This window comes from Clavibacter lycopersici (genome assembly GCF_003576405.1).
Classification (GTDB): Bacteria; Actinomycetota; Actinomycetes; order Actinomycetales; family Microbacteriaceae; genus Clavibacter; species Clavibacter lycopersici.
Genome location: NZ_QWGT01000089.1, coordinates 1 through 10,006, shown reverse-complemented (window position 1 = coordinate 10,006; position 10,006 = coordinate 1). Strand labels below are relative to the sequence as shown.

Here is a 10,006-nt window from a genome sequence, read left to right as displayed (position 1 = left end):
CCGATCGCCCCGGAGCCCGCTCCGCCCGCCCCCGAGGCGCCGAGCGACGACCGGGGCGATCCGCAGGCGACCACCGCCTAGGCTCGTCGCGTGACCTCCGCACCCCCCGCCGCACGCCGCCCCCGCACCTCCCGCCCCGTCGTCGTGGCGCTCGCGGTCGTCGTGGTGGTGGTCGGCTTCGTCCTCGACCAGCTCAGCAAGCGCTGGGCCGTGGACGCCCTCGGCGGCGGCGAGACCATCCCGCTCGTCCCCACCGTGCGCTTCGCGCTCGTCTACAACCCGGGCGTCTCCTTCGGCATGGGCGCCGAGGTGGGACCGCTCCTCACCGTCGGGATCATGGCGCTCGCGCTCGGCCTCGCCGTGTGGGTCGGCTGGCAGATCCGCCACCGCGCGTCGCTCCTGCAGGTGCTGCTCCTCTCGGCCGTGCTCGCGGGCGCGCTCGGCAACCTCTTCGACCGCATCACGCGCGCGGAGGACGGGCCGCTGTCCGGCCACGTCGTCGACTTCATCGCCGTCGAGTGGTTCGCGGTCTTCAACGTCGCCGACATCCTCACGGTCTGCGGCATGATCGCGTGGGCCCTGACCACGGTGTTCGGGCGCGACCACGCAGCCGACGAGCGCGCCGACGAGTCCGACGACGACGCCGCCGAGTCGCCTGCGGACGCCGGGACCGGCCCCGCCGACCGGGCGTAGCGTGAGGGGATGACCACCATCCCCACCCTGGAACTCTCCGACGGCAACCGCATCCCGGCCATCGGCCTCGGCACGTACGGGCTCAACGACGACGCGGGCGCCGAGCTCGTCTCCGGCGCCATCGGCGCCGGCTACCGCCTCCTCGACACGGCCCTCAACTACGGCAACGAGGCCGCGGTGGGCGACGGGATGCGTCGCTCCGGCGTCCCGCGCGACGAGCTCTTCCTCACCACCAAGCTGCCCGGCCGCCACCACGGCTACGAGGAGACGCTCGCGTCCTTCGAGGAGTCGCGTGCGCGCCTCGGCGTGGACTTCGTGGACCTCTACCTCATCCACTGGCCGAACCCGAGCGTCGACAAGTACGTCGACAGCTGGCGCGCCTTCATCGAGCTGAAGGAGCGCGGACTGGTCCGCTCCATCGGCGTCTCCAACTTCACGCCCGCCCACCTCACGCGCCTCCAGGAGGAGACGGGCGTGCTGCCCGTCGTCAACCAGGTCGAGCTGCACCCGTCGTTCGCGCAGGCTGAGCTGCGCGCCTTCCACGCCGAGCGCGGCATCGTGACGGAGAGCTGGTCGCCGCTCGGCACGCGCGAGCAGCTCATGCAGGACCCGGCCGTCGTCGCGGCGGCCGAGGCGCACGGCGTCACCCCGACGCAGGCTGTGCTGCGCTGGCACGTCCAGTCCGGCGCGCTGCCGATCCCGCGGTCCACGGATCCCGAGCGCCAGCGCCAGAACCTCGACGTCTTCGGCTTCGAGCTCACCGACGAGGAGGTGCGCGCCATCGGCTCCGGCCCGCAGTCGCGCCTCTGGGACGGCGACCCGGACACGCACGAGGAGATGTAGGGGGCGGATCCCGTCTCCCGCGGCCGTCGTGTCCCACCCGGGGCGCGGCGGCCGCGTCGCGTCCGGACGGCCCGGGTGCCGTCAGATGCCGAGGAGCGCCGGGATCCCGAGCAGCACGACGCCCGCCACCAGGCACGCGGCCGCGACGACCACGAGCACGCCGACCCACAGGATCCCCGGCAGGTGCGTGAGCCGACCGAGCTGGTCGGCGTCGGATGCGCCGCCGGCTCGCCGGGAGCGCGACCGCTGCAGCTCGAGCGTCGCCCGCAGCGCGCCGAGCAGCAGGAAGAGGGCCAGCGCGTGCGCGGCGACCCCCTGCACGACGATCGGCGCGGCGCCCGCGACGACGCCGACGACCACTCCGGCGACGAGGCACGACCACAGCCCGAACCAGTTGCGCACCTGGATCACGACGAGCGCGAGCAGCAGCAGCCAGAGCCACAGGACGGCGGCGGATCGCCCGGATCCCGCGAGCCAGGCGGCGCCGAGGCCCGCGAGCGCGGGAGCCGGGTAGCCCGCGAGAAGCGTGACGACCATGCCGGGCCCGCGCGGCCGGCCCACGCTCACGGTGAGGCCCGAGGTGTCGGAGTGCAGGCGGATCCCCGCGAGCCGCCGACCGCTCAGCGTCGCCGCGAGCCCGTGGCCGCCCTCGTGCACGATCGTCACGGCGTGCCGCGTGAGCCGCCACGCGGCCGGCACGAGCACGAGCACCGCGGCGAGAGCGACGGCGACGAGCGCGGGTCCCGCCCCCAGCGGCGCCTCGACGGCGGTCGCGCGCGCGACGACGTCGCGGACGATCTCGACGGGGTCCATGGGGGCTCCTCGGGCGGTCGGGCGAAGCGGGGCGTCGGGCGGGGGAGCGCCCAGCCCACCACATCCGCCTGACGGACCGCCGCCGCCCGGCCACCGACTACCGTTGTCGGGTGCCCGACACCCCCGTCTCCGACCTCGTCCGCTCCCTGCTGCTCACCGTCCCCGACTTCCCGCAGCCGGGGATCCTCTTCCGCGACCTCACGCCCGTGCTCGCCGACGGCCCGGCGCTGCGTGCCGTGGTCGACGACCTGGTCGCGGCGGGCGGCCCCGTGGACGCCGTCGCGGGCGTCGAGGCGCGCGGCTTCCTGCTCGCCGCGGCCGCCGCGTACGCGTCCGGCGTCGGCACGCTCGCCGTGCGCAAGGCCGGCAAGCTGCCCGGCGAGGTGCTCCGCGAGACCTACGCGCTCGAGTACGGCGAGGCGGCCATCGAGCTGCACCCCGGCCAGCTCGCGCCCGGATCCCGCGTGCTGCTCCTCGACGACGTCCTCGCGACCGGCGGCACACTGGAGGCCGCCGCCCGTCTGCTGGAGCGCGCCGGATACGAGGTCGCGGGCATCGGCGTCGTGCTGGAGCTCGCCGACCTCGACGGCCGCGCGCGCCTCGCCGGCCACGACGTGCACGCGATCCTGTCGCTCTGACCGCTCTGAGCGCTCTGAGCGCTCTGACCGCGGTGACCCGTCAGCGCCAGAGGCGACGCGTCGCGATCTCCGCGCCCTGCGCCAGGCTCTCGAGCTTCGCCCACGCGATCTGCGGGTGGATCCGCCCGCCGAGCCCGCAGTCGGTCGACGCGATCACCCGTTCCCGGCCGACCAGCCGCGCGTAGCGCTCGATGCGGTCGGCCACGAGCTCCGGGTGCTCGACCACGTTGGTCGCGTGCCCGACCACGCCCGGCACGATGAGCTTGCCGTCGGGCAGCTCCACGTCCTCCCACACGCGCCACTCGTGCTCGTGCCGGGCGTTGGCGCCCTCGAACGAGTACGCGCCCGCGTCGATCTCGAGCATGGTCCGCACGATGTGCCGGAACTCGATGTCGGTCGTGTGCGGCCCGTGCCACGAACCCCAACAGAGGTGGAAGCGGATCCGCTCCTGCGGCAGCCCGCGCAGCGCGTGGTTGAGCGCCTCCACCCGGATCCGCGTGAACGCCAGGTAGTCCTCGACGCTCGGCTCCGGGTTGATCTGGTCCCAGTTCTCCGCGATGGACGGGTCGTCGATCTGCAGCACGAGCCCCGCGTCGATGATCGCGACGTACTCCTCGCGCATCGCGTCGGCGCACGCCCAGATGAACTCCTCCTCCGTCGCGTAGTGCAGGTTGCCGATGCGCGACGCGCTGCCGGGGGAGAGGGACGTGATGAAGCCCTCCTCGTAGCCGTTCGCGTCGAGCGCGTGCTTGAGATGCGCGATGTCCGCCTGGATCGCCGCGTGCCCCGTGTAGGAGACGGGCCCCGTGGCGCTCGGGAACTCGATGGGCGCGTCGCCGACCGTGATGCCGCTCGTCGGATCCCGGTACGCGTCCGCGAAGACCGTCCAGTCGCGGCGGTCGGGGAAGGTCGTGAGCTTCACGTCGCCCGGCGAGCTGCGCACGGGCTCCGAGGAGAACGGTCCGCCGGGCACGAGCTCCAGGCCGCTGAGGCGCTGGAACGAGTACGACCACCACGCGCCGTAGTCGACGGCGCTCGACATGGCCTTGCCGTACTCGCCGTCGCCGGGCACCGTGATCCCGACCTCGCGCTGGCGGGCGACGAGGCCGTCCACCGCGTCGCCGAGCACCGCGTCGAGGCCGTCGTCGGCCGGGGCGGGCGCGGGCGACGCGTCGGCGCCCGCCAGCACGGCCTTCCTGCTGTCGGCGCGCGCCGCGTTGGCGGCGATGAGCGCGTCCGTCCGCGGCAGGCTGCCGGCGTGGGACGTCTGGATCCGATCTGTGCTGTCGAGCATGGGGACCTCCGCGGGTCTCTCGTGCCGACGAGCGGCCTCGCACGACCGCCCGCGGCGAGCGGGAACTGATCGCAGGCGGTGTCCGGCCGCGGATGCGGGTGGGACGCGAGGCTTCGCGGGATGCGCTGCACGCACATGCTCCCACCGGGTCATCCCCGAGGAGGGGCGGAGCGCAACAGGGCGTCACGGAACCGGCACCTCCGACGGATCCGGCGCACAGGGGCGAGCCCGGATGATGGACGGATGCTCCTCCGCCACCCCGTCCTCGGAACCGCCACGGCCCTGTACCTCGGCCTGGTCGCGTGGATCACGCTGTCGCCGGAGCCCTACGACCGCCGCCTCGACGGCTTCCTGTTCCGCGCGCTGCGGGCCCTGCACCGGCACGACGGGACCTCGTGGATCACGTACTCCTTCGTCGAGGGCGCCGCGAACGTCGCGATGTTCCTGCCCGTGGGCATGTTCCTGGTGCTGCTCCTCGGCCGGTCGCGCTGGTGGCTCGCGATCGCGCTCGGCGTCGGCCTGTCCGCGCTGATCGAGACCGCGCAGATGTTCCTGCCCACGCGCGTCTCCGACGTCCGCGACCTCCTGCACAACGGCCTCGGCGCGCTGCTGGGCGTCGTGCTCGTCCTGATCCTCACGGCCCGCTCCGAGAACGCGCGCCGTCGCGAGCTCCGCCGGCGTCGGCAGCCGGCCGCGCCCGATCCGCGGCGCCTGGTCGTCACCTCCCGCTGACCCGCGCGCCCGTCCGGCGGCCCGCTCGCGAGCCCCGCCCGCGGTCAGGGGACGCCCCCTCGGCTCGATAGGATTGACGCCGGATTCCAAGGGGTGTGCAGGTGACCGGTACGGAGCTGGATCGCGAGCGGGCGTACGTCTCCCGCCTCTACGGACGACTCGACGCGGTGCGGGCGGAGACCCGGGACCAGCTGACGGCGGTGCGCGACAGCCCCACGGGCGGCACGCACCAGAACCGCTCCGAGCGCGACGCCTTCGCGCGCATCTACGAGGACCGCCTGCAGGCGCTCCGCGAGGTCGACGAGCGCCTCGTCTTCGGGCGCCTCGAGTTCGAGGACGGCCACCTGCCGGAGGACGAGCCGCGCGACGGCGCACCGGCGCGCGCGGCGGGCGACGGGGATCCGGTCCACCGCGCAGCGCCCGTGTACAGGTACATCGGCCGCATCGGCCTCCGCGACGACGACCTCCAGCCGCTGCTCCTCGACTGGCGCGTGCCCCAGGCGAGCGCGTTCTACCAGGCCACCGCCGCCACGCCGCTCGGCGCGCGCGCCCGTCGCCACCTCACCACGCGCGGCCGCGAGGTCGTGCACGTCGAGGACGAGGTCTTCGACCCCACGCTCCTCGACGAGGACCGCACCAGCCTCCAGGGCGAGGGCGCGCTGCTGGCGGCGCTCGCCGCGGGCCGCACGGGCCGGATGAACGACATCGTCGCCACCATCCAGGCCGAGCAGGACCGCATCATCCGCTCCGACCTCCGCGGCGTGCTCGTCGTGCAGGGCGGGCCCGGCACAGGCAAGACCGCGGTCGCGCTGCACCGCGCGGCGTACCTCCTCTACTCGCACCGCGACCGCCTCGCGTCCTCGGGCGTGCTCGTCGTCGGACCCAGCCGCTCCTTCCTCCAGTACATCGAGGCCGTGCTGCCGTCCCTCGGCGAGACGGGCGTGGTCCTCGCGAGCGTCGGGCAGCTCTACCCGGGCGTCGACGCCGCCGGGGAGGACGCGCCCGAGGTCGCCGCCGTCAAGGGATCCGCCGAGATGGCCGGGCTCCTGCAGCGCGCCGTCCGCTCCCGGCAGATCGTGCCCACCGAGGCCGTCACGCTCGACGTGAACGGCGAGCGCATCGTGCTCGAGCCGTCGCTCGTCGCCGGGGCGCTCCGCCGCGCGCAGGACAGCAGGAAGCCGCACAACGAGGCGCGCGTGGTCTTCAACAAGGCGGCGCTCGGATCCCTCGCGCAGGTCCTCGCGTCGCAGATGCGCCGCAACGGCAGCGCCCTCGACGACAGCGACCTCGCCATGCTCCGCGAGGACCTCCGCACCTCCTACGACGTGAAGGTCGCGCTCAACACCGCGTGGATGCCGCTCACCCCCGAGAAGCTGATCCAGGACCTCTACGCGCGCCCGAACTGGCTCGCCTCGCTCACCCCGCGCTGGAGCCCGGAGAGGCGCGCGCTCCTCCGCCGCGACCGCGACGCGCCGTTCACGATCGCCGACGTGCCCCTGCTCGACGAGGCCGCCGAGCTCCTCGGCGAGTTCAGCGCGCAGGCCGACGCGAGCGCCCGCGAGCGCGAGCAGCAGCGCCTCCGCGACATCGAGAACGCGGAGCAGGCCATCGAGAACATGGGCGTCGGCGGCATGGTCACGGCCGAGCGCCTCGCCGAGGGCTTCGCCGAGCAGGCCGCGCGCCGCACGACCGCCGAGCGCGCCGCGTCCGACCGCACCTGGACCTACGGCCACATCGTGGTCGACGAGGCCCAGGAGCTCTCGCCCATGCAGTGGCGGGTGCTCCTCCGCCGCTGCCCGCTGCGCTCCTTCACGATCGTGGGCGACGTGGCGCAGGCGAGCTCGGCCGTCGGCGTCACCAGCTGGCAGGACGCGCTCGGCCCGGTGCTCGGGCGCGAGTGGCGACTCGAGGAGCTCACCGTCAACTACCGCACGCCCGCCCGCATCGCCGAGGCCGCCGAGCGCATGGCCATCGCGCACGGCCTCCCGGTCACCCGCTCGCGCGCCGTCCGCGAGGGCGAGCACCCCATCGACACGGTCGAGGTGGATGCGGACGAGGTCGTGTCCGCCGTCGTCGACGTGGTCGACGAGGAGCGCGAGGGCGGCGAGCAGGGCACGCTCGCGGTCATCGCCCGCGACGACCGGGTGGAGGAGCTGCACCGCGCGCTCGCCGAGCGGTTCGGATCCGCGGTCGGCATCGGCGTGGGCGGCCTCGGCCGGCCCATCGCGGTGCTCGGCTCGCAGGAGGCGAAGGGCCTCGAGTTCGACGTCGTCGTCATCGCCGAGCCCGACGAGATCCTCGCGCACACCTCGCGCGGCGCGGCGGGCCTGTACGTCGCGATGACCCGGCCCACGCAGCGCCTGCACATCGTCACGTCCACGGGCTTCGCGGCCTGATCCGCGCGGCCCGCGGCACCCGCGGCACGGCGCGCGTGAACACTATGAAGACAAGTGGCACCGGGCGCCGCACGCGCGGAGGATGGGCCGGTCATGACCCCGCCTCCCGCATCCTCCGGCCCCTCGTCCGCCCCCGGAACCGGGACGGGTCCCGCGCCCGGGGGAGCGGAGCGGGTCGAGGCGGACCCCGCTCCCGACGGGGTCGCGTCGGTCGCGGAGGCGCCCACGGACGGAGTCGCGACCGCCGACGTCGCCGCCCGCCGCGCCCGCCGCTCGCGCCTCGTCCAGGTCGTCGTCATCGTGGCGGTCGCGGTCGGCATCGCGCTCGTCCCGCCGCCCGCCGGGGTCGACCCGCGCGGCATGCACATGGCCGGGATCTTCGTCGGCACGGTCCTCGCGCTGATCCTGCAGCCGCTGCCCACCGCGCCCGTCGCCCTGGTCGGGCTCGCGGTCGCCATGCTCACGGGCACCATGTCCACCGACGGCGAGGCGCTCGGTGGCTTCGCGAACCCCACCATCTGGCTCATCGTCGCGTCGTTCTTCATCGCCGACGGCTTCCTCGTCACGGGCCTCGGCCGCCGCATCGCGCTCGCGTTCGTGGCGCGGCTCGGCGGATCCAGCCTCGGCCTCGCGTACGGCATGGCGCTCACCGACCTCGTGCTCGCGCCCGCGACGCCGTCGAACACCGCGCGGGCGGGTGGCGTGGTCTACCCGATCGTCGCGTCGCTCAGCCGGGTGCAGGGATCCACCCCCGAGTCGGACGCCTCGCGCCGCCGCCTCGGCTCGTACCTCGCGCTCACGAGCGTGCAGGTCAACACCGTCACGTCCGCCATGTTCGTCACGGCCATGGCCGGCAACCCGGTCGCGCAGAAGGCCGCTGCCGACCTCGGCATCGAGATCACGTGGGGCGGCTGGGCGCTCGCGGCGCTCGTGCCCGGGCTCCTCAGCCTCGTGGTCGTGCCGTGGGCGATGTCGCGCGTGTACCCGCCGACGCTCACCCGCACGCCCGAGGCCCCCGCGCACGCGCGCGAGGAGCTGCGCGGGCTCGGCCCGCTGTCCGGCCACGAGCGGATCATGGCGGCCACGTTCGTCCTGCTGCTCGTGCTCTGGTGCGGCGGATCCCTGCTCGGCATCCCCGCGACGGCCGCCGCGTTCGGCGGCATCGCCGTGCTGCTCGTCACGGGCGTCCTGAAGTGGTCGCACCTGGCCGCGAACGCGTCCGCCTGGTCGACGCTCATCTTCTTCGCGGTGCTCGTGGGCATGGCCGACCAGCTCGACGCGCTCGGCGTCATCGACCTCGTGGGCGGCGCCGTCTCCGGCTCCGTCGGCGGCCTGCCCTGGCCGTGGGCCTTCGCGGTGCTCGCGCTCGTCTACTTCTTCTCGCACTACCTGTTCGCGTCGAACACGGCGCACATCGTCGCGATGTACGCGGTCTTCCTCGGCGCCGCGGTGGCGACGGGCACGCCGCCGCTGTTCGCCGCGCTCGTGCTGGGATTCATCGGCAACCTGTTCGGCGGCATCTCGCACTACGCGTCGGGGCCGTCGGGCGTGGTCTTCGGATCCGGCTACGTGACGACGAAGGAGTGGTTCCGCGTCGGCTTCGTCATGGCCGTCGTGCTCATCGTGATCTGGGGCATCGTCGGCACCGCCTGGATGGGCGTGCTCGGCCTCCTCGCCTGAGCGCCGGATCGCCCGAGGGCAGGGAGATGGGCCGACCCGATGACGGGCCGGCCCTGCGATCGTGGTCCCGGCGCCGAGACCCCTCTACGTGCGCCGTCCGTGCGACCGCTCTCCCCATGACATCCGGACCAGTGGTGCATCGCGTCTCTGGTGGTCCGGCGCATTGCGTGATCTTCGGAGCGGGCGCCCGATCGGTTGGCCCGCGGTGGAGCCGGATCCCCAGGGGACATCCCGACGGCGGACACCCTGGCGGCGGTCAGCGCGCGGGCGCCGGCCAGCGCACGTCGTCCGAGGTGAGGAGCGGCGCGTCCGCGCACCCGTCGAGCACGCGCGCCATCGCGTCGTGCTCCGCGCGCGTCACGCTGAGCTCGGTGCGCACCTTGATCGCGACCTGCCGGGCGACGAGAGCGCACGCGTCGGCCGGATCCCCGGGCAGCCACTCGTCGGCCGTCGCGTCCGACTTGGCGTTGTTCTCGGCGGCGGACGCGGCGACCAGCTCCAGCGGGTCGTTCGCGAACGCAGCGCGGTAGTCGGCGTCCCAGCGCCACGCGCCGGACGACCACGCGTCCGACAGCGACACCACGTGGTCGATCTGCACGGCCTCCGGGTCACGCGACCGGTCGAACGCCACGCGCGCGCCCGAGTACGGGTCGTCCAGCACGCCGGCCTGCACGACGCACCCGCGCGTGCCGTCGCGGATCTCCGCGTCGGCGATGTCGCGCCGCAGCACGTCGTTGCGGGTGTCGCAGCCGTTGCGGTCCGTGTCCGCGCGCCAGGCGAAGGACTCGCGGTCGTATCCGGGCACGCTCTCCTCCGTGCGCACCTCGAGCCCGTCGAGGGCGAGCCGCGCGGATCCGCCCGAGCCCGGCTCCGCGCCGAGCCCCGACGTGCCGCCGCCGACCGGCCCGGACCCGCCG

Annotated in this window: 9 protein-coding genes; 6 read left to right on the top strand and 3 right to left on the bottom strand. The window is 74.4% G+C overall.

Features of this window, described 5'->3' with window-relative positions:
* Window positions 1-90 precede the first annotated feature (90 nt).
* Together lspA and DZG00_RS07820 are read left to right on the top strand one after the other, a co-directional pair.
* Window positions 91-693, top strand: a complete 603-nt coding sequence (gene lspA, locus DZG00_RS07825) for a signal peptidase II (protein WP_119382656.1) — start codon at window positions 91-93, stop codon at window positions 691-693.
* Window positions 694-702: 9 nt separating this feature from the next.
* A complete protein-coding gene (locus DZG00_RS07820) occupies window positions 703-1,536 on the top strand; it encodes an aldo/keto reductase (protein WP_119382655.1) in 834 nt (277 codons plus the stop codon).
* 81 nt (window positions 1,537-1,617) lie between these two features.
* Here DZG00_RS07820 and DZG00_RS07815 read toward each other — a convergent pair whose 3' ends face one another.
* On the bottom strand, window positions 1,618-2,349 hold the full coding sequence (locus tag DZG00_RS07815) for a M50 family metallopeptidase (protein WP_119382654.1): 732 nt from the start codon (window positions 2,347-2,349) through the stop codon (window positions 1,618-1,620).
* A gap of 110 nt (window positions 2,350-2,459) precedes the next feature.
* Here DZG00_RS07815 and DZG00_RS07810 point away from each other — a divergent pair, with 110 nt between their 5' ends.
* Window positions 2,460-2,987 (top strand): adenine phosphoribosyltransferase, encoded by a 528-nt coding sequence (locus DZG00_RS07810; protein ID WP_119382653.1) that lies wholly within the window; start codon window positions 2,460-2,462, stop codon window positions 2,985-2,987.
* A 40-nt stretch (window positions 2,988-3,027) separates the two neighbouring features.
* Here DZG00_RS07810 and DZG00_RS07805 read toward each other — a convergent pair whose 3' ends face one another.
* Entirely contained in the window at window positions 3,028-4,281 is a 1,254-nt protein-coding gene (locus DZG00_RS07805) for a cobalamin-independent methionine synthase II family protein (RefSeq protein WP_119455510.1), read from the bottom strand.
* 243 nt (window positions 4,282-4,524) lie between these two features.
* On the opposite strand from DZG00_RS07805, the gene DZG00_RS07800 reads away from it, so the two are divergent.
* The 3 genes from DZG00_RS07800 to DZG00_RS07790 all read left to right on the top strand — a co-directional run bounded on the left by DZG00_RS07800 (window position 4,525) and on the right by DZG00_RS07790 (window position 9,089).
* Window positions 4,525-5,013: a VanZ family protein gene (locus DZG00_RS07800; RefSeq protein WP_119382825.1), complete on the top strand. Its 489-nt coding sequence runs from the start codon at window positions 4,525-4,527 to the stop codon at window positions 5,011-5,013.
* Between the two features lie 101 nt (window positions 5,014-5,114).
* Window positions 5,115-7,409, top strand: coding sequence for a HelD family protein (locus DZG00_RS07795; RefSeq protein WP_199688982.1), 2,295 nt, complete (start codon window positions 5,115-5,117; stop codon window positions 7,407-7,409).
* 93 nt (window positions 7,410-7,502) lie between these two features.
* On the top strand, window positions 7,503-9,089 hold the full coding sequence (locus DZG00_RS07790; protein WP_119455509.1) for a DASS family sodium-coupled anion symporter: 1,587 nt from the start codon (window positions 7,503-7,505) through the stop codon (window positions 9,087-9,089).
* Between the two features lie 256 nt (window positions 9,090-9,345).
* On the opposite strand, the gene DZG00_RS07785 is transcribed toward DZG00_RS07790, so the two are convergent.
* A partial coding sequence (locus tag DZG00_RS07785; protein WP_147359952.1) for an HNH endonuclease family protein occupies window positions 9,346-10,006 on the bottom strand: 661 nt, incomplete at its 5' end.